Origin of the sequence: Streptomyces sp. NPDC057099 (assembly GCF_042671245.1) — a bacterium.
GTDB classification, from domain to species: Bacteria; Actinomycetota; Actinomycetes; order Streptomycetales; family Streptomycetaceae; genus Streptomyces; species Streptomyces purpurascens.
In genome coordinates this window covers 92,357-112,045 of record NZ_JBHUTX010000018.1, presented here as the reverse complement: position 1 = coordinate 112,045, position 19,689 = coordinate 92,357, and the positions used below count along the sequence as shown (strand labels likewise).

Sequence of the window (19,689 nt, the reverse complement as noted above, 5' to 3'; positions counted from 1 at the left end):
ACGAACATGAGCCGTTCCGCACACCCCGCCGGGCCCCGTCACGCCGATGTCTACCCCGAGGGTCACTACTCCGCCCCGCCCGCCGACCTCAACGCCCTCGACCCCAAGGTGTGGGCCGAGACCGTCACGCGGGACGAGGACGGGGTCGTCACCGTCGGCGGTATCACCGTCACGGAGCTCGCCGAGGAGTTCGGCACCCCCGCCTACGTCCTCGACGAGGCCGACTTCCGGGCACGCGCGCGTGCGTGGCGCACCGCCTTCGGGACCGACGCCGACGTCTTCTACGCGGGCAAGGCGTTCCTCTCCCGCGCCGTCGTGCGCTGGCTGCACGAGGAAGGGCTGAACGTCGACGTCTGCTCCGGCGGCGAGCTGGCCACCGCCCTCACCGCCGGCATGCCCGCCGAGCGCATCGCCTTCCACGGCAACAACAAGTCCGTCGACGAGATCACCCGGGCCGTCGAGGCCGGCGTGGGCCACATCGTGCTCGACTCCTTCCAGGAGATCGCCCGGGTCGCCCACATCGCGCAGAGCCTCGGGAAGCGGCAGAAGGTCCTGATCCGGATCACCGTCGGCGTCGAGGCCCACACCCACGAGTTCATCGCCACGGCCCACGAGGACCAGAAGTTCGGCATCCCGCTGGCCGGCGGGCACGCCGCCGAGGCCGTACGCCGTGCCCTGCACCTCGACGGGCTGGAGCTCGTCGGCATCCACAGCCACATCGGCTCGCAGATCTTCGACATGTCCGGGTTCGAGGTCGCCGCCCACCGCGTCGTCTCGCTGCTCAAGGACGTCCGCGACGAGCACGGCGTCGAGCTGCCGGAGATCGACCTCGGCGGCGGGCTCGGTATCGCGTACACCAGCGACGACGACCCGCGCGAGCCGCACGAGATCGCCAAGGCGCTCACCGAGATCGTCACCAGGGAGTGCGAGGCCGCCAAGCTGCGCACGCCGCGCATCTCCGTCGAGCCCGGCCGCGCCATCGTCGGCCCGACCGCCTTCACGCTCTACGAGGTCGGCACCATCAAGCCCCTCGACGGGCTGCGGACGTACGTCTCCGTCGACGGCGGCATGTCGGACAACATCCGCACCGCGCTGTACGACGCCGAGTACAGCGTCGCGCTCGTCTCCCGCACCTCCGACGCCGAGCCGATGCTCGCCCGTGTCGTCGGCAAGCACTGCGAGAGCGGGGACATCGTGGTCAAGGACGCGTTCCTGCCGGCCGACCTGGCACCGGGTGACCTCGTCGCCGTACCGGCGACGGGCGCCTACTGCCGGTCCATGGCCAGCAACTACAACCACGTGCTGCGGCCGCCGGTCGTCACCGTGCAGGACGGCGAGGCCCGGGTGATCGTCCGTCGTGAGACCGAGGAGGACCTGCTGCGTCTCGACGTCGGCTGAGCCACGCCAGGGGTGGAAGATCTCCTGTCTTCCACCCCCGTACAAATGAAATAGATATCTCACGATCCGGACGAAGGGCAGAAAGTCCCGTCCGGTGAGTGAGACTGGTGCAACCGTAGACGGTATGAGGAAACGAGGTCGGATGATGCGTACGCGTCCGCTGAAGGTGGCGCTGCTGGGCTGTGGAGTGGTCGGCTCAGAGGTGGCGCGCATCATGACGACGCACGCCGACGACCTCGCAGCCCGGATCGGTGCCCCCGTGGAGCTCGCGGGCGTGGCCGTACGGCGGCCCGACCGGGTCAGGGAGGGCATCGACCAGGACCTCGTCACCACCGACGCCACCGCCCTCGTCAAGCGCGGCGACATCGATGTGGTGGTCGAGGTGATCGGCGGGATCGAGCCCGCCCGGACCCTCATCACCACCGCCTTCGAGCACGGCGCCTCCGTCGTCTCCGCCAACAAGGCGCTGCTCGCCCAGGACGGGGCGGCCCTGCACGCCGTCGCCGAGCAGCACGACAAGGACCTCTACTACGAGGCCGCCGTCGCCGGTGCCATCCCGCTGATCCGGCCGCTGCGCGAGTCCCTCGCCGGCGACAAGATCAACCGGGTGATGGGCATCGTCAACGGCACGACCAACTTCATCCTCGACAAGATGGACTCGACCGGGGCCGGCTACCAGGAGGCCCTCGACGAGGCCACCGCCCTGGGATACGCCGAGGCCGACCCCACCGCCGACGTCGAGGGCTTCGACGCCGCCGCCAAGGCCGCCATCCTCGCCGGTATCGCCTTCCACACGCGCGTGCGCCTCGACGACGTCTACCGCGAGGGCATGACCGAGGTCACCGCCGCCGACTTCGCCTCCGCCCGCGAGATGGGCTGCACCATCAAACTGCTCGCCATCTGCGAGCGGGCCGCGGACGGTGCGTCCGTCACCGCGCGCGTGCACCCCGCCATGATCCCGCTGAGCCACCCGCTGGCCTCCGTCCGCGGCGCCTACAACGCCGTGTTCGTCGAGTCCGACGCCGCCGGGCAGCTCATGTTCTACGGGCCCGGAGCGGGCGGTTCCCCGACCGCCTCCGCCGTGCTCGGCGATCTCGTCGCCGTCTGCCGCAACCGCCTCAGCGGCGCGACCGGACCGGGCGAGTCCGCCTACGCCGCCCTGCCGGTGTCGCCGATGGGCGAGGTGGTCACGCGCTATCACATCAGCCTCGACGTGGCCGACAAACCGGGTGTTCTCGCCCAGGTCGCGACCGTGTTCGCCGAGCACGGAGTCTCGATCGATACGGTTCGCCAGTCGGGGAAGGACGGCGAGGCCTCCCTCGTCGTCGTCACGCACCGTGCGTCCGACGCCGCCCTCACCGGGACCGTCGAGGCGTTGCGCAAGCTCGACACCGTGCGTGGTGTCGCCAGCATCATGCGGGTTGAAGGAGAGTAACCAGCAATGACCCACCAGTGGCGCGGAATCATCGAGGAGTACCGGGACCGGCTGCCGGTATCCGACACCACGCCGGTCGTGACGCTCCGCGAGGGCGGCACGCCGCTCGTGCCCGCGCAGGTGCTCTCCGAGCGCACGGGCTGCGAGGTCCACCTGAAGGTGGAGGGCGCGAACCCCACCGGGTCCTTCAAGGACCGCGGCATGACCATGGCCATCACCCGGGCCAAGGAGGAGGGCGCGAAGGCCGTCATCTGCGCCTCCACCGGCAATACGTCGGCCTCCGCCGCCGCGTACGCCGTGCGGGCCGGGATGGTCTGCGCCGTGCTCGTGCCGCAGGGCAAGATCGCGCTCGGCAAGATGGGCCAGGCCCTCGTGCACGGCGCGAAGATCCTCCAGGTCGACGGCAACTTCGACGACTGCCTCACCCTCGCGCGCGCGCTGAGCGACAACTACCCCGTCGCGCTGGTCAATTCGGTCAACCCGGTACGTATCGAGGGCCAGAAGACGGCCGCCTTCGAGATCGTGGACATGCTCGGCGACGCGCCCGACATCCACGTCCTGCCGGTGGGCAACGCGGGCAACATCACGGCCTATTGGAAGGGCTACAAGGAGTACGCCGCCGACGGCGTCTCCGCCCGGACTCCCCGGATGTGGGGCTTCCAGGCCTCCGGCAGCGCCCCGATCGTGCGCGGCGAGATCGTCAAGGACCCGTCGACCGTCGCCACCGCCATCCGCATCGGCAACCCGGCGTCGTGGAACCACGCGATCGCCGCGCGGGACGAGTCCGGCGGCTCCATCGACGAGGTGACGGACCGTGAGATCCTGCGCGCCTACCGGCTGTTGGCCTCGCAGGAGGGCGTCTTCGTCGAGCCCGCGTCCGCCGCGTCCGTCGCCGGTCTGCTGAAGGCCGCCGAGCAGGGCAAGGTCGACCCGGGGCAGCGGATCGTGTGCACGGTCACCGGCAACGGGCTGAAGGACCCCGACTGGGCCGTCGCCGGCGCCCCGCAGCCGGTCACCGTCCCCGTCGACTCGGCGGCCGCGGCGGAGCGCCTCGGACTCGTCTGACGTGCGCGGACGTGCCGAGCGCCGGTGGAGCGCTCGGCACGGTCCGGCGTAAGACGGCGCTTGCCCCGGAAGGCTCCCCGCAGGGGGTGCACAGGGCTCATACGACACGCATCGTGCGCCTCCTGTGCGCCCTATGTCGCCACAGAACCTTCTTTCGATAGGCTGTACTGAACCCGCCCGCCGCATATGCCTCCGCATAGAGCACGGTGCCGCGCCGTCTTTGCGGCCGGGACAGCGGCCGGCCATCCCGGTCGGCAGCGGCCCCCAGGGTTCTCGTACGCATCGAATGTCCATCGAACGTCATTCGACAATCACGCAGCTCAAGGAGAGTCATCGAGCGATGGCCGGTCCAGCGTTCCGCGCCGCCGCCGTCCGGGTGCGCGTCCCCGCCACCAGCGCCAACCTCGGCCCGGGCTTCGACGCCCTCGGCCTCGCGCTGGGTTTGTACGACGACGTAGTCGTCCGGGTGGCCGACTCCGGGCTGCACATCGACATCGCGGGTGAGGGCAGCGAGACGCTCCCGCGCGACGAGAAGCACCTCCTCGTCCGTTCCCTGCGCACGGCCTTCGACCTGCTCGGCGGACAGCCGCGCGGCCTGGAGATCGTCTGCGCCAACCGCATTCCGCACGGCCGGGGCCTGGGCTCCTCCTCGGCCGCCATCTGCGCCGGGATCGTCGCCGCCCGCGCCGTGACCATAGGCGCCGACGCCAAGCTCGACGACACCGCGCTGCTCGAGCTCGCCACCGAGATCGAGGGCCACCCCGACAATGTCGCCGCGTGTCTGCTGGGCGGCTTCACCCTTTCCTGGATGGAGGGCGGCGCGGCCCGCGCGATCAGGATGGAGCCCGCCGATTCCATCGTTCCGGTGGTTTTCGTGCCCGGAAAGCCAGTACTGACGGAGACGGCGCGCGGCCTGCTCCCGCGCTCCGTTCCGCACGTCGATGCCGCGGTCAACGCGGGCCGGGCCGCCCTGCTCGTCGAGGCCCTGACGCGGCGCCCCGAGCTGCTGCTGCCCGCCACCGAGGACCGCCTGCACCAGGAGTACCGCGCGCCCGCCATGCCCGAGAGCGCGGCGCTGGTCGAGCGGCTGCGGGCCGAGGGCGTCCCCGCGGTCATCTCCGGCGCCGGACCGACGGTCATGGCGCTCACCGACGCGGGCACCGCCGACAAGGTCGAGGCGCTGGCGGGCGCGGACTGGGCCGCGAACCGGCTGAGCCTCGATCAGCAGGGCGCGAGTGTTCTTCCGCTCGCGGCCCCCGGTGACTTCTAAAAGCACACGGTTGCCGGATTTCGAGAGGGGGAATGTTTGTTGGATCCGGTAGTGTTAACCTCAAGTCTGCACCCGACCCCACCATGGCGAGGTGCCTCGTGTCCCCGTCCGGGACAGACATTCTTCCGGGAGCCCCCCAAGCCGCACTGTGTTTCGTACGTCGGACCGTACGCCGTACGCGGACACTGAGCGGGGCGCAGGGCACGCTCCGGAACCGGTGCGACCACGCCGCGTGACACTGACACTGGGTGCCACGGCTCAAGGAAGCGCCATCACCAGATTCCTCCGCCGCTTAGGCGGACCACCGCCCCGGCACGGTTCACACCACACGGACCGAAGTCGGACAGCACAACCGGTCGCCGAGCCAGACAGGCCGACGTCCGCTCCAGGGAAGGACCCTTCGTGAGCGACACCACCGATCTGATGGGCGCACGTGTCGAGGAGACCGCTGCCGCGCCCGCCACGGACGCCTCCGCGCCTGCCAGCGGTGCCGGCTCCCGGCGGCGCCGCGGTACCGGCCTCGACGGCATGGTGCTGGCCGAGCTGCAGCAGGTCGCATCCGGCCTCGGCATCAAGGGCACCGCGCGTATGCGCAAGAGCCAGCTGATCGAGGTCATCAAGGAGGCGCAGGCGTCCGGCGGCGCCGCTCCGGCCGCCAAGGCCGACGCACCCGCCGAGACCAAGCCGAAGCGCCGCGCCACCTCCCGGACCCGTACGGGGGACAACGCCGAGAAGGCGGAGAAGAAGGCGGACGCGAAGCAGGCCTCCGAGGCCCCCGCCGAGAAGGCCGACAAGGCCGTAGCGCAGCAGCAGATCGAGATTCCCGGTCAGCCCGCTGGGGGCCCCTCCCGCGCGAGCGAAGCCGAGCGTGGGGGAGAGGACGCGCCTTCCGAGCGCCGTCGTCGCCGTGCCACCGCCGATGCCGGAACCCCGGCCTCCGCTCCGGAGACGGTCGCCGCCGAGGCGAAGAACGACGCCAAGGCCGAGGCTCCGGCGCAGCAGTCGCAGCAGCAGTCCCAGAACGACGCCAAGTCCGACTCCGGTGACGGCGGCGAGGGCCGCCGCCGCGACCGTCGTGACCGCGGCCGGGACCGTGACCGCGGTGACCGCGGTGACCGCGGTGGCCGGGGCAACAAGGGCGACGACCAGCAGGGCGGCCAGCGCGGCCAGCAGCAGAACCAGCAGCAGGGCGGCGGTGGCGGTCGTCAGGACCGTGGCCAGCAGCAGCAGGACGACGACGACTTCGAGGGCGGCCGTCGTGGCCGTCGCGGGCGTTACCGCGACCGCCGGGGCCGTCGTGGCCGCGACGACGTGCAGGAGCCGCAGATCACCGAGGACGACGTCCTGATCCCCGTCGCGGGCATCCTGGACATCCTCGACAACTACGCCTTCATCCGCACGTCCGGCTACCTGCCCGGCCCGAACGACGTGTACGTCTCCCTCGCCCAGGTCCGCAAGAACGGCCTGCGCAAGGGTGACCACATCACCGGTGCCGTGCGCCAGCCGAAGGAGGGCGAGCGCCGCGAGAAGTTCAACGCGCTGGTCCGCCTGGACTCCGTCAACGGTATGGCGCCCGAATCCGGGCGCGGGCGGCCGGAGTTCAACAAGCTGACGCCGCTGTACCCGCAGGACCGCCTCCGCCTGGAGACGGACCCCGGCGTCCTGACCACCCGCATCATCGACCTCGTCTCGCCCATCGGTAAGGGCCAGCGTGGTCTGATCGTGGCCCCGCCGAAGACCGGCAAGACCATGATCATGCAGGCGATCGCCAACGCGATCACGCACAACAACCCCGAGTGCCACCTGATGGTCGTCCTGGTCGACGAGCGTCCGGAAGAGGTCACCGACATGCAGCGGTCGGTCAAGGGCGAGGTCATCTCCTCGACCTTCGACCGTCCCGCCGAGGACCACACGACGGTCGCCGAGCTCGCCATCGAGCGTGCGAAGCGGCTGGTCGAGCTGGGCCACGACGTGGTCGTGCTGCTCGACTCGATCACGCGTCTGGGCCGTGCGTACAACCTCGCCGCCCCGGCCTCCGGCCGCATCCTGTCCGGTGGTGTCGACTCGACGGCCCTGTACCCGCCGAAGCGCTTCTTCGGTGCCGCCCGCAACATCGAGGACGGCGGCTCGCTGACCATCCTCGCCACCGCGCTGGTGGACACCGGGTCCCGCATGGACGAGGTGATCTTCGAGGAGTTCAAGGGCACCGGCAACGCGGAGCTCAAGCTCGACCGGAAGCTCGCCGACAAGCGCATCTTCCCGGCGGTGGACGTGGACGCGTCCGGTACCCGTAAGGAAGAGATCCTGCTCGGCAGCGACGAGCTCGCCATCACCTGGAAGCTGCGCCGTGTGCTGCACGCGCTCGACCAGCAGCAGGCGATCGAGCTGCTCCTGGACAAGATGAAGCAGACGAAGTCGAACGCCGAGTTCCTGATGCAGATCCAGAAGACGACGCCGATGCCGGGCAACGGCGACTAGGCACCGTCTGACACAAAGGGCCGCCCCCGTCCGGAACAGGACGGGGGCGGCCCTTTGTGGTGTTCGTGTGCAGGTAGGATCACGCTCTTCGAACATGTGATCCCGAGGGGGGACCTACGTGGGTACATCCATGCCTGGGGGCGGACGGCACAGACGCCGGATACGCATCGCACTGCCCGTGGCATCAGCCGCTATCGCCGCCGCCGTGGCCGCAGCGCTGCTGACGTCGTCGGCCGACGCGGCCACCCCGCTGCCGCAGCCGACGATCAAGCCCGTCACCAGCTCGCCGTCCGCCGCCGAGCTGGAGAAGCGCGTGGCGGGCGCCCTGGCCGGCGACGACATCGCGGGCAAGACGAGCAAGGCGTCGCTGAGCGCGAGCACGAACGAGGGCCGCATCGACCCGAAGATCATCGGCGGCAGCCAGACCACCATCACCACGGCCCCGTGGATGGCGCAGCTCCACTACTTCGACGACCGGGGCACGTCCAGCACCAGCGACGACATCGGCTTCTTCTGCGGCGGCGCCGTCGTCGCGCCGACGAAGATCCTCACCGCCGCGCACTGCGTCAAGGGCTACAACTGGAACGCCAACGGTGCGGTCGTCACCGGCACCGCCCAGCTGCCCTCGGCGAACGGCACCGACCTGCACGGCGGCACCGCCACCGCCGTCTGGCGGCAGTGGAACCACCCGTCGTACAACGCGTCGACCATCGACAACGACATCGCGGTGCTCACCCTGCCCGAGCCGGTCAAGGCCAAGACGATCCGGATGACGACGTCCGGCGACACCGCCTCGTACAAGGCCGGCACCAGCGCCAAGGTCTACGGCTGGGGCCGCACCACCTCCACCAGCGACGCCGTCTCCGAGAAGCTGAAGACGGCCACGCTGCCCCTGCAGTCCGACGCCACCTGCGCCGGCGCCTACGGCAGGGACTTCGTCAAGGGCCACATGGTCTGCGCGGGCAAGCCCGCCACCGGCAGCGACTCCGGCACCACCTCCGCCTGCAACGGCGACTCCGGCGGCCCGCTCGTCGTCAACAACCGGATCGTCGGTGTCGTGTCCTGGGGCGTGACCGACTGTGTCGAGAAGGGCGCCTACAGCGTCTTCAGCAAGGTCAGCACATACGTAGGCGCTACCTATCCGCGCGTCGACGACACCAACATCAGCGGTGACCACAAGGCCGACCTGTGGGTGCGCAACGCCTCCACGAAGACCGGCTACTCCAAGGACTCCAAGGGCACGTCGTTCGCCGCCCGCCAGTCCTGGGGCAACTGGGACGGCTTCAACGTCGTCCTGCAGACCGACTTCGACCGCGACGGCTACCAGGACCTGGTCTACCGGCGCAGCAGCGACGGCGACGTCTTCTGGACCCACTTCGTGCTCGCCGACAACGCCTGGTCCACCAAGAAGATCGCCGACAACTGGAAGTCCCGCACCCGCATCCTCACCCCCGGCGACGTCACCGGCGACTACCTGCCCGACCTGCTCTCGGTCGACTCCGCGGGCGTGCTGTGGATCTACCCGGGCAAGGGCAACGGCACCTTGGCGTCCCGAGTGAAGGTCGGCTCGGGCTGGAACCAGTACAACTCCGTGCGCGGCAAGGGCGACTTCACCGGTGACGGCAAGACCGACCTGATCGCCCGCAGCAAGTCGGGCAGCCACATCTACCTCTACAAGGGCACCGGCAAGTCCGGCTCCGGCGCCTTCTCGGCCCGGGTCAAGGTGCGCTCCTGGGGCGGCTACAACGCCTTCGACGCGACCGGCGACATCACCGGCGACGGCAAGGCCGACTTCCTGGCCCGCACCCCCGGCGGCACGCTCTACCTGTACCCGGGCACCGGCAAGGCGACCAGCGAGATCTTTGCCACAAGGAAGTCCGTAGGCACCGATTTCAAGCAGTACGACATCTTCGGCTGAAACCGCTGGTGAGCGGGATATACCCCGCTGTGACGAACACGCACTGTGCCCACCGCCGTACGCGGTGGGCACAGTCCGTTGTGCAACCCTTTCCCGAGTTTCCCCGTCTGACCAGGCGGAGCGACGATGGTGCCAGGGGGTAGTCCCCCGACCGAGAAGGCCTGGCACCGACCGCAGGGGGTAACCGACCGAAGACGAGCCGAGGAGCACATGTCTGCCGAGAGCACGCCGGGCCCGGGTATACCGGGCGAGACCGGCACCAACGGACCGCGCCACCGCGCCAAGGGCCGCCGCCGCGCCCCCCGCAAGCGTCACAAGGGCCTGATGATCATGGCCTGGACCGCGGCGGGCATCGTCGTCCTGGGCGGGACCGGGGCGGGGTACGTGTACTTCAAGCTCAACGGCAACCTCAAGAGCGTCGACATCGACCAGGCCCTCGGCACCGACCGGCCCGAGAAGGCCGACAACGGCTCCGAGAACATCCTGGTCCTCGGCTCCGACACCCGCGCCGGCGGCAACAAGAAGCTCGGCGGCGGCACCGACGACGGCAGCGCCCGCTCCGACACGGCGATGATCGTGCACGTCAACAAGGGCCACAAGAAGGCCAGCGTGGTCTCCATCCCGCGTGACACCCTCATCGACCGGCCCTCCTGCACGGACACCAAGGGCAAGCAGTACCCCGCGGCGAACAGCGTCATGTTCAACTCCGCGTACTCCACGGGCGGCGCCGCCTGCGCCGTGAAGACCGTCGAGTCGATCACCGACCTGCGCATGGACCACTACCTGGAGGTCGACTTCGCCGGCTTCCAGACGCTCATCGACGACCTCGGCGGCGTCGAGGTGACCACGACCGAGCGCATCGACGACCCCGACAGCCACCTGAAGCTGAAGGCCGGCACCCACAGACTGGACGGTGAGCAGGCCCTCGGCCTGGTCCGCACCCGCCACGGTGTGGGCGACGGCTCCGACCTCGGCCGCATCCAGCTCCAGCAGGCCTTCATCAAGGCCCTGCTCAACCAGGTCAAGGACGTCGGCGTCTTCTCCAACCCGAAGAAGCTCTACGACCTCGCGGAAACCGCGACCAAGACGGTGACCGCCGACTCCGACCTCGGCTCGGTCAACAAGCTCGTCTCCTTCGCGAACGGCCTCAAGGGCATCACCCCGTCGAACATGAACATGGTCACGATGCCCGTCGCCTACGACCCGGCCGACCCCAACCGCGTCCTCCTCCAGGAGAAGAAGGCCGACCAGATCTGGAAGGCCCTGGAACACGACAAGCCGATCCCGAAGTCAGCGACGAAGGGCTCGGCAGCGGGCGAAGCCAAGGGTGTCGTGAGCGCCCCGTAAGGGGCGCGGGGAACTGCGCGAACAACCCACGACGGCCCGCAGGGAACAAACAACGGCAACCCCCGGTTTTGGGGGATGGCCCCAGTCCTGGCAGACTGGTACGTCGGCTCCGGTTCACGCTCCCGCACCCCGCGTCAGCGACCCGGCGCCCTCCCGAAACCTAGGAGACACCTTGAAGCGCGACATCCACCCCGAGTACGTCGAGACGCAGGTCAGCTGCACCTGCGGCGCGTCGTTCACGACTCGCAGCACCATCGAGTCCGGCACCATCCGTGCCGACGTCTGCTCCGAGTGCCACCCGTTCTACACGGGCAAGCAGAAGATCCTCGACACCGGTGGCCGTGTGGCCCGCTTCGAGGCCCGCTTCGGCAAGGCCGCCGGCTCCAAGAAGTAGCGAGCCTCCATTCGCCGGTCCGCGGACGCGCCCCCTCACCGGGCGCTCCGGGACCGGCGTTTTTGGTCGCCCGCCCCTTCACCCCCCGTCCGTACACAGGAGCCCAAGATGTTCGAGGCCGTCGAGGAACTCGTCGCCGAGCACGCCGACCTGGAGAAGAAGCTCGCCGACCCGTCGGTGCACTCCGACCAGGCCAACGCGCGCAAGCTGAACAAGCGTTACGCCGAGCTCACCCCGATCGTCGCCACGTACCGCTCCTGGACGCAGACGGGCGACGACATCGAGACCGCGCGCGAACTGGGCGCCGACGACCCCGACTTCGCGGCCGAGGTCAAGGACCTGGAGCGGCAGCGCGAGGAGCTCACGGAGAAGCTGCGCCTTCTCCTGGTCCCGCGCGACCCCAGCGACGACAAGGACGTCATCCTCGAGATCAAGGCCGGCGCGGGCGGCGACGAGTCGGCGCTGTTCGCCGGCGACCTGCTGCGCATGTACCTGCGCTACGCCGAGCGGGTCGGCTGGAAGACCGAGATCATCGACGCCACCGAGTCCGAGCTGGGCGGCTACAAGGACGTCCAGGTCGCCGTGAAGACCAAGGGCGGCCAGGGCGCCACCGAGCCCGGACAGGGCGTCTGGGCGCGGATGAAGTACGAGGGCGGTGTGCACCGCGTGCAGCGGGTGCCGGCGACGGAGTCCCAGGGCCGTATCCACACCTCAGCGGCCGGTGTGCTGGTCACGCCGGAGGCCGAGGAGGTCGACGTGGAGATCAACCCCAACGACCTCCGGATCGACGTCTACCGCTCCTCCGGGCCGGGCGGACAGTCCGTCAACACCACCGACTCCGCGGTGCGCATCACGCACATTCCCACCGGAGTCGTCGCCTCCTGCCAGAACGAGAAGAGCCAGCTGCAGAACAAGGAGCAGGCACTGCGTATCCTGCGCTCGAGGCTGCTCGCAGCGGCGCAGGAGGAGGCGGAGAGGGAGGCCGCCGACGCCCGCCGCAGCCAGGTCCGCACCGTCGACCGCTCCGAGAAGATCCGCACGTACAACTTCCCGGAGAACCGCATCTCGGACCACCGCGTCGGCTTCAAGGCGTACAACCTGGACCAGGTCCTGGACGGCGACCTCGCCGCGGTGATCCAGGCGTGTGTCGACGCGGACTCGGCGGCCAAGCTGGCCGCCGCGTAAGACACGTAGGAGACGAGTACCGGAGGACTGGCGTGCAGCAGTCATTTGGGGGGCGACCCCCAAGCCCCCGCAGCGTGCTGCTCGCGGAGGTGGCCCAGGCCACTCAGCGGCTCGCCGACGCCGGCGTGCCCTCGCCGCGCACCGACGCGGAGGAACTCGCCGCGTTCGTGCACGGCGTCAAGCGCGGCGCGCTGCACACCGTCAAGGACTCCGACTTCGACGCCCGTTACTGGGAGGTCATCGCCCGCCGCGAGGCCCGCGAGCCGCTCCAGCACATCACCGGGCGTGCCTACTTCCGGTACCTGGAACTCCAGGTCGGCCCCGGGGTGTTCGTGCCGCGCCCCGAGACCGAGTCCGTGGTCGGCTGGGCCATAGACGCCGTACGGGCCATGGACGTCGTGGAGCCGTGCATCGTCGACCTGTGCACCGGCTCCGGCGCCATCGCGCTCGCCCTCGCCCAGGAGGTGCCGCGCTCGCGCGTGCACGCCGTGGAGCTGTCCGAGGACGCCCTCAGGTGGACCCGCAAGAACGTGGAGGGGTCCAGGGTCGAGCTGCGCCAGGGAGACGCCCTGACGGCCTTCCCCGACCTGGACGGCCAGGTCGACCTGGTCATCACCAACCCGCCGTACATCCCGCTCACCGAGTGGGAGTACGTCGCCCCGGAGGCGCGGGACTACGACCCCGACCTGGCCCTCTTCTCCGGCGAGGACGGCCTCGACCTGATCCGCGGCCTGGAGCGCACCGCGCACCGGCTGCTGCGCCCCGGCGGCGTCGTGGTCGTGGAGCACGCCGACACCCAGGGCGGCCAGGTGCCGTGGATCTTCACCGAGGAGCGGGGCTGGGCCGACGCGGCCGACCATCCGGACCTCAACAAGCGCCCGCGTTTCGCCACGGCCCGCAAGGCGCTGCCGTGAGCACACCGAGCGCCCCGAGCGCACAGCAGTCTTCGCAGTCTTCACCCCAGCAGCACGTGTACGAGGAGGCCAGCTAAAGATGGCACGGCGATACGACACCAACGACGCGACCGACCGTGTGACCGGTCTGCGTGAGGCAGCGTCCGCCGTCCGCCGTGGCGAGCTCGTGGTGCTGCCGACGGACACGGTGTACGGCATCGGCGCCGACGCGTTCTCCTCGGAGGCCGTCGCCGACCTGCTGGACGCGAAGGGCCGGGGCCGCAACATGCCCACCCCTGTCCTCATCGGCTCCCCGAACACCCTGCACGGGCTCGTCACGGACTTCTCCGAGCTGGCCTGGGAGCTGGTCGACGCCTTCTGGCCCGGCGCGCTGACCGTCGTCGCCAAGCACCAGCCGTCCCTGCAGTGGGACCTCGGGGACACCCGTGGCACCGTCGCCGTGCGCATGCCGCTGCACCCGGTCGCCATCGAGCTGCTCACCGAGGTCGGCCCGATGGCCGTGTCGTCCGCCAACCTCACCGGCCACCCGGCGCCGGAGGACTGCGACGCCGCGCAGGAGATGCTCGGCGACTCGGTCTCCGTCTACCTCGACGGCGGCCCGACCCCCGGCAACGTGCCGTCGTCGATCGTCGACGTGACCCGTGAGGTGCCGCTGCTGCTGCGCGCGGGCGCGATCTCGGCCGACGAGCTGCGAAAGGTCGTACCCGACCTCGAGGTGGCGAATTGACGGCCCCTGGAGCGGGGCGTGGCATAGGCAACGGGGAAAGCGCGGCGGAGATCACGACGACGTTCGTGGGGCTTCCGCGTGACAGCTTCCGCATCCTCCACGTCAGTACCGGCAATGTGTGCCGCTCGCCCATCACCGAGCGGCTGACCCGTCATGCCGTGCGGGAGCGGCTGGGGATCCTGGGCGGCGGGCTGATCGTGGAGAGCGCGGGCACCTGGGGTCACGAGGGCGCGCCCATGGAGTCCCACGCCGAGACGGTCCTCGCGGACTTCGGCGCGGACGCCTCCGGCTTCACCGGGCGCGAACTCCTCGACGAGCACGTGATCCGCGCCGACCTGGTGCTGACCGCCACCCGGGACCACCGGGCCCAGGTCATCTCGATGGGGCACTCGGCGGGCCTGCGGACCTTCACGCTCAAGGAGTTCACCCGTCTGGTGAAGGCCATCGACCCGGCGACCCTGCCTCCCCTGGAGGAGGGCGTGGTCACCCGCGCGCGTGCGCTGGTGCGTGCCGCGGCGGCTCTACGCGGGTGGCTCCTGGCGCCGAACGCCGAGGCGGACGAGGTGTACGACCCGTACGGGGCGCCCCTGACGTTCTTCCGGTCCATCGGGGACGAGATACACCAGGCACTCGATCCGGTGGTCACGGCCCTCACGGGTGTCCCCGCGAAGACGTAACCGACCGAGCGCCCCGGGGGCCCCGGGCCTACATTGGACGTACGTCACCGTCGACGCCGCCCGGAGCCCATCATGACGGTCACCCCTGCCATCGAGGCCGACGTCCTGCGCCACCAGGACCCCGAACTCGCCGACGTCCTGCTCGCGGAGCGGGAGCGGCAGTCGACGACACTCCAGCTGATCGCCGCCGAGAACTTCACCTCGCCGGCCGTGCTGGCCGCCCTCGGCTCACCGCTGGCCAACAAGTACGCCGAGGGCTACCCGGGGGCCCGGCACCACGGCGGCTGCGAGATCGTCGACGTCGCCGAGCGCATCGCCGTGGACCGGGCCAGGGCCCTGTTCGGCGCCGACCACGCCAACGTCCAAGCGCACTCGGGCTCTTCGGCGGTGCTGGCCGCCTACGCCGCCCTGCTCCGCCCCGGCGACACCGTCCTCGCCCTCGGCCTGCCGCACGGCGGCCACCTCACCCACGGCTCGCCCGCCAACTTCTCCGGCCGCTGGTTCGACTTCGCCGGATACGGCGTGGAGGCCGAGTCCGGGTTCATCGACCACGAGCAGGTGCGCACCCTGGCCCGCACACGCCGTCCCAAGGCGATCGTGTGCGGTTCGATCGCCTACCCGCGGCACATCGACTACGCCTTCTTCCGTGAGGTCGCCGACGAGGTGGGCGCCTACCTCGTCGCGGACGCCGCGCACCCCATCGGGCTCGTCGCCGGGAGGGCGGCGCCGAACCCGGTGCCGTACGCGGACATCGTCTGCGCGACCACCCACAAGGTGCTGCGCGGCCCGCGCGGCGGCATGATCCTGTGCCGCGCGGAGCTGGCCGAGCGGGTCGACCGGGCCGTGTTTCCTTTCACACAGGGCGGCGCGCAGATGCACACCATCGCCGCCAAGGCGGTCGCGTTCGGGGAGGCGGCAACCCCGGCGTTCGTCGCGTACGCCCATCAGGTGGTCGCCAATGCGAGGGTTCTCGCGGCCCGGCTGGCCGCCGAGGGCCTGGTCGTCACCACCGGGGGCACCGACACCCACCTCATCACGGCGGATCCGTCACCCCTGGGTGTCGACGGACGCACCGCCCGCGGCCGTCTCGCCGCGGCCGGTCTGGTCCTGGACTGCTGTGCGCTTCCTCACGGCGACGCCCGGGGTCTCAGGCTCGGCACGGCCGCGGTGACCACGCAAGGTATGGGGGAGGCGGAGATGGCGAGGATCGCCAAGCTGCTCGCGGGCGTGCTCAGAGGCGTGACCGAGACCGCGAGGGCCCGTGAAGAAGTGCGGGAGCTGGCCGGTGGATTTCCGCCGTATCCGCGCTGAGTGGGGGTAGACGCACCGGGGTGCACAGCCACTCGTGCAACCATCGTCGCTACCCGGAAGTCCCCACCCATATGCGCGCATCGCTAGGGTGTGGGGCTGTGATGGCCAGCGAGACCTGTGGGGAAGCCCGTGCGTGAATACCTGCTGACGCTCTGCATCACGGCCGCGGTGACGTATCTGCTGACAGGGCCGGTACGGAAATTCGCGATCGTGGCCGGAGCGATGCCGGAGATCCGGGCACGTGACGTGCACCGGGAACCCACTCCGCGGCTCGGCGGGATCGCGATGTTCTTCGGCCTGTGCGCGGGGCTGCTGGTCGCCGACCACCTGACCAACCTCAGCCAGGTCTTCGAGACGTCGAACGAACCCCGGGCGCTGCTGTCCGGGGCGGCGCTGATCTGGCTGATCGGTGTGCTGGACGACAAGTTCGAGATCGACGCCCTGATCAAGCTGGGCGGCCAGATGATCGCCGCGGGCGTGATGGTCGTGCAGGGTCTGACGATCCTGTGGCTGCCGATCCCGGGCGTCGGTTCGGTCGCGCTCTCCCAGGGGCAGGGCACGCTGCTGACGGTGGCGCTGGTCGTCATCACCATCAACGCGGTCAACTTCGTCGACGGCCTGGACGGTCTGGCGGCGGGCATGGTGTGCATCGCGGCCGCGGCGTTCTTCCTGTACGCCTACCGCATCTGGTACTCGTACGGCGTCGAGGCCGCCGCCCCCGCCACCCTCTTCTCGGCGATCCTGATGGGCATGTGCCTGGGCTTCCTGCCGCACAACATGCACCCGGCGCGGATCTTCATGGGCGACTCGGGCTCCATGCTCATCGGCCTGGTCCTGGCCGCCGGCGCGATCTCCGTCACCGGTCAGGTCGACCCGGACGCGCTCAACCTGTACGTCGGGTCCGAGAAGGAGGCCGTGCACCAGACGGTCCCCGTCTACATCCCGCTGCTGCTGCCGCTGACCATCATCGCGGTGCCGGCCGCCGACCTGATCCTGGCCATCGTGCGGCGCACCTGGCGGGGCCAGTCGCCGTTCGCCGCCGACCGCGGCCACCTGCACCACCGTCTCCTGGAGATCGGCCACTCGCACAGCCGCGCGGTGCTGATCATGTACTTCTGGTCGGCGCTGATCGCCTTCGGGGCGCTCGCCTACTCGGTCAACTCGGCGTCCATGTGGATCGTGCTCGGCGTCGTGTTCCTCAGCGCGATCGGTCTCCTGCTGCTTCTGCTGCCGCGCTTCACGCCGCGCGCTCCGCGCTGGATGGAGCGCTTCGTGCCGCCGCGCTACCGGCGCCGCGTCTCGGTCGCCGCCCTCGCGCCCGAGGCCTCGACGCCGGCGTCGGCGGCTGTGGCGCCCGGGGTGTCCGGGGTGGCCGGGGTCTCCGGTGTCAACGGGGCGACCGCCATCGGCCCCCGTTCGCGTCTGGCGGACCGGCGCAAGGCCGGGACAAGGTAAGAATCTGACTAGAGCATTGCCAAGTCGTGGGGTTGTGATGGGGGAGCGAACTGCCCCAATACCAGACAAGTCGGCGCTGTTCTTGCACAGACGCGCAGCGTCACTCTCATGTGTGACAGCCCGCACACCCCCAGGTAAAGACTGCATCAAATAGTTTGTGATACGGTTCACGAGAACCCCCGGATAGAGCCGAAGGACCGCAGTGCGACGGTCCATTGGCGTGAGGACTCCACTCAGCCCGGGACTACGCTCGTCCATGACGACACCCCTGCCCCCTGCGAAAGCGGAGTTGCCGCCATGCCGTCCAATGACGCCCGGAACCTCTTGCAGTGCGCTGTACCCACAGCGGCTGCCGGTGCGGTCGCGGTCGCCGTCAGTGGCGTGGTGGCCGGAGGTAAGGGAGCCGTCGGAGCGGCTGTCGGTGCGGCGCTTGCCATCCTCTTCATGGGAATCGGCCTCTTCGTTCTCCAGTGGACGGCAAAAACGCTCCCGCAGTTGTTCCAGGCCATGGGGCTGATGCTCTACATGGCCCAGCTCCTGCTGCTCCTCATTTTCGTCGCCCTCTTCAAGGGCACCTCCCTCTTCAACCCGAAGGCGTTCGCCGCCGGGATCGTCGTCGCGACCGTCGTGTGGATGGCTGCGCAGGCTCGTGCGCACATGAAGGCCAAGATCTTCTACATCGACCCGGACTCCGAGAAGAGTGAGAAGCCGGAGAAGACCGGGCCGTCATCGTGACGAGTAGGGGCGCGATAAAGGGCACGGAGAACTCCTGCTATCGTCCGGTGCCAACTGCGGCATCGCGGGCGCGGGCATCTGAGCTGACGCCTGCTCGAACGCGAGGCTCGATGCCCCAAAGCCGCCCTCACATCCGTAACACCAGTCCAGTGCCGATCCGCGGCTGCGCGCCGCGCCGACACAACGAGGTTGCCGTACCCATGCGTCACGCCGAAGGAGCCCCCGGTGAGTGCTGACCAGACCCAGCTCGCCTTTGACTGGAGCTGTCGGATCATGTCCGACGGGTGTGGTTTTCCGGCACCGGGCCTGCACTCGTTCCTCTTCAAGCCGATTGCCACGGTCGGGGGGTTCGAGTTCAACAAGGTGATGCTGCTCGCCATCATCACCACCGTCCTCGTCATCGGCTTCTTCTATGCGGCCTTCGGCAAGGCCAAGGTGGTGCCGGGCAAGCTGCAGATGGTCGGTGAGGCCGGCTACGACTTCGTCCGCCGCGGCATCGTCTACGAGACGCTCGGCAAGAAGGAGGGCGAGAAGTACGTCCCCCTGATGGTCTCGCTGTTCTTCTTCATCTGGATCATGAACATCTGGTCCGTGATCCCGCTGGCGCAGTTCCCGGTGTCGTCGATCATCGCGTTCCCGGCCGTGCTGGCCGTGATCGTCTACGTGACCTGGGTCTCGCTGACCTTCAAGCGGCACGGTTTCGTCGGGTTCTTCAAGAACGTCACCGGCTACGACAAGTCGCTCGGCGGAGTGCTTCCGCTGGTGATGGTCATCGAGTTCTTCTCGAACCTGCTGGTCCGGCCGTTCACGCACGCGGTGCGACTCTTCGCCAACATGTTCGCCGGCCACCTGATGCTGGTCATGTTCACCGTCGCATCGTGGTATCTGCTGAACAGCTGGATGATCCCGGCGGCCGGTGTCTCGTTCGTGATGACCATCGCCATGATCGGCTTCGAGCTTTTCGTGCAGGCCGTCCAGGCGTACGTCTTCGTACTCCTCGCCTGCACCTACATCCAGGGCGCTCTCGCTGAGCATCACTGAGCCCCACCCCACCCCCGGTCGTCCGGTGGCCAACCCCCACCGGTCCGTTAAGAGAAGGAAGATTCAGCATGGCTGCCACTGAGACCCTTGCCGCTGTCTCCGGTTCCATCGGTTCCGTCGGTTACGGCCTCTCGGCTATCGGCCCCGGCATCGGCGTCGGCATCATCTTCGGCAACGGCACCCAGGCCCTCGCCCGCCAGCCCGAGGCCGCCGGCCTGATCCGTGCCAACCAGATCCTGGGCTTCGCCTTCTGTGAGGCGCTCGCCCTCATCGGCATCGTCATGCCGTTCGTCTTCGGTATTGACTAAAAAATCCGTACCGACAGGCATCGACGAAAGG

The 19,689-nt window shown here is 69.5% G+C and carries 17 protein-coding genes; all 17 read left to right on the top strand.

The genetic code is table 11. The annotated features are described in order from the left end of the window. The first annotated feature begins 6 nt into the window (after positions 1-6). The 17 genes from lysA to ACFT4A_RS22935 all read left to right on the top strand — a co-directional run bounded on the left by lysA (position 7) and on the right by ACFT4A_RS22935 (position 19,658). Positions 7-1,398, top strand: a complete 1,392-nt coding sequence (gene lysA, locus ACFT4A_RS23015; RefSeq protein ID WP_382832898.1) for a diaminopimelate decarboxylase — start codon at positions 7-9, stop codon at positions 1,396-1,398. A gap of 142 nt (positions 1,399-1,540) precedes the next feature. After that, positions 1,541-2,833, top strand: a complete 1,293-nt coding sequence (locus ACFT4A_RS23010) for a homoserine dehydrogenase (protein WP_382497355.1) — start codon at positions 1,541-1,543, stop codon at positions 2,831-2,833. 6 nt (positions 2,834-2,839) lie between these two features. Then, a complete protein-coding gene (gene thrC / locus ACFT4A_RS23005) occupies positions 2,840-3,898 on the top strand; it encodes a threonine synthase (RefSeq protein WP_215118533.1) in 1,059 nt (352 codons plus the stop codon). Positions 3,899-4,238: 340 nt separating this feature from the next. Next, positions 4,239-5,168: a homoserine kinase gene (gene thrB / locus ACFT4A_RS23000; protein ID WP_189723219.1), complete on the top strand. Its 930-nt coding sequence runs from the start codon at positions 4,239-4,241 to the stop codon at positions 5,166-5,168. 402 nt (positions 5,169-5,570) lie between these two features. Then, entirely contained in the window at positions 5,571-7,646 is a 2,076-nt protein-coding gene (rho, locus tag ACFT4A_RS22995; protein WP_382832896.1) for a transcription termination factor Rho, read from the top strand. A 130-nt stretch (positions 7,647-7,776) separates the two neighbouring features. After that, positions 7,777-9,564, top strand: coding sequence for a trypsin-like serine protease (locus ACFT4A_RS22990; RefSeq protein ID WP_382832956.1), 1,788 nt, complete (start codon positions 7,777-7,779; stop codon positions 9,562-9,564). A 210-nt stretch (positions 9,565-9,774) separates the two neighbouring features. Continuing rightward, entirely contained in the window at positions 9,775-10,911 is a 1,137-nt protein-coding gene (locus tag ACFT4A_RS22985; RefSeq protein WP_382832894.1) for an LCP family protein, read from the top strand. A 172-nt stretch (positions 10,912-11,083) separates the two neighbouring features. Continuing rightward, positions 11,084-11,305, top strand: coding sequence for a 50S ribosomal protein L31 (rpmE, locus tag ACFT4A_RS22980; protein ID WP_003992975.1), 222 nt, complete (start codon positions 11,084-11,086; stop codon positions 11,303-11,305). Between the two features lie 108 nt (positions 11,306-11,413). Next, on the top strand, positions 11,414-12,490 hold the full coding sequence (prfA, locus tag ACFT4A_RS22975) for a peptide chain release factor 1 (RefSeq protein WP_382832892.1): 1,077 nt from the start codon (positions 11,414-11,416) through the stop codon (positions 12,488-12,490). 74 nt (positions 12,491-12,564) lie between these two features. Next, on the top strand, positions 12,565-13,404 hold the full coding sequence (gene prmC, locus ACFT4A_RS22970; protein ID WP_215118529.1) for a peptide chain release factor N(5)-glutamine methyltransferase: 840 nt from the start codon (positions 12,565-12,567) through the stop codon (positions 13,402-13,404). Between the two features lie 79 nt (positions 13,405-13,483). Then, positions 13,484-14,131, top strand: coding sequence for an L-threonylcarbamoyladenylate synthase (locus ACFT4A_RS22965; protein WP_382832890.1), 648 nt, complete (start codon positions 13,484-13,486; stop codon positions 14,129-14,131). Then, a complete protein-coding gene (locus ACFT4A_RS22960; protein WP_215118527.1) occupies positions 14,128-14,808 on the top strand; it encodes a protein-tyrosine-phosphatase in 681 nt (226 codons plus the stop codon). Before ACFT4A_RS22965 ends, ACFT4A_RS22960 begins: the two co-directional genes overlap by 4 nt. A gap of 72 nt (positions 14,809-14,880) precedes the next feature. Beyond that, on the top strand, positions 14,881-16,119 hold the full coding sequence (gene glyA, locus ACFT4A_RS22955; RefSeq protein ID WP_382832888.1) for a serine hydroxymethyltransferase: 1,239 nt from the start codon (positions 14,881-14,883) through the stop codon (positions 16,117-16,119). A 129-nt stretch (positions 16,120-16,248) separates the two neighbouring features. Next, positions 16,249-17,574, top strand: a complete 1,326-nt coding sequence (locus ACFT4A_RS22950) for an MraY family glycosyltransferase (RefSeq protein WP_382832886.1) — start codon at positions 16,249-16,251, stop codon at positions 17,572-17,574. Between the two features lie 297 nt (positions 17,575-17,871). Next, positions 17,872-18,309: a hypothetical protein gene (locus ACFT4A_RS22945; RefSeq protein WP_328343414.1), complete on the top strand. Its 438-nt coding sequence runs from the start codon at positions 17,872-17,874 to the stop codon at positions 18,307-18,309. Positions 18,310-18,582: 273 nt separating this feature from the next. After that, a complete protein-coding gene (gene atpB, locus ACFT4A_RS22940) occupies positions 18,583-19,350 on the top strand; it encodes a F0F1 ATP synthase subunit A (protein ID WP_382832954.1) in 768 nt (255 codons plus the stop codon). 68 nt (positions 19,351-19,418) lie between these two features. Then, positions 19,419-19,658, top strand: coding sequence for an ATP synthase subunit C (locus ACFT4A_RS22935; protein WP_030246434.1), 240 nt, complete (start codon positions 19,419-19,421; stop codon positions 19,656-19,658). The last annotated feature ends 31 nt before the right edge of the window (positions 19,659-19,689 follow it).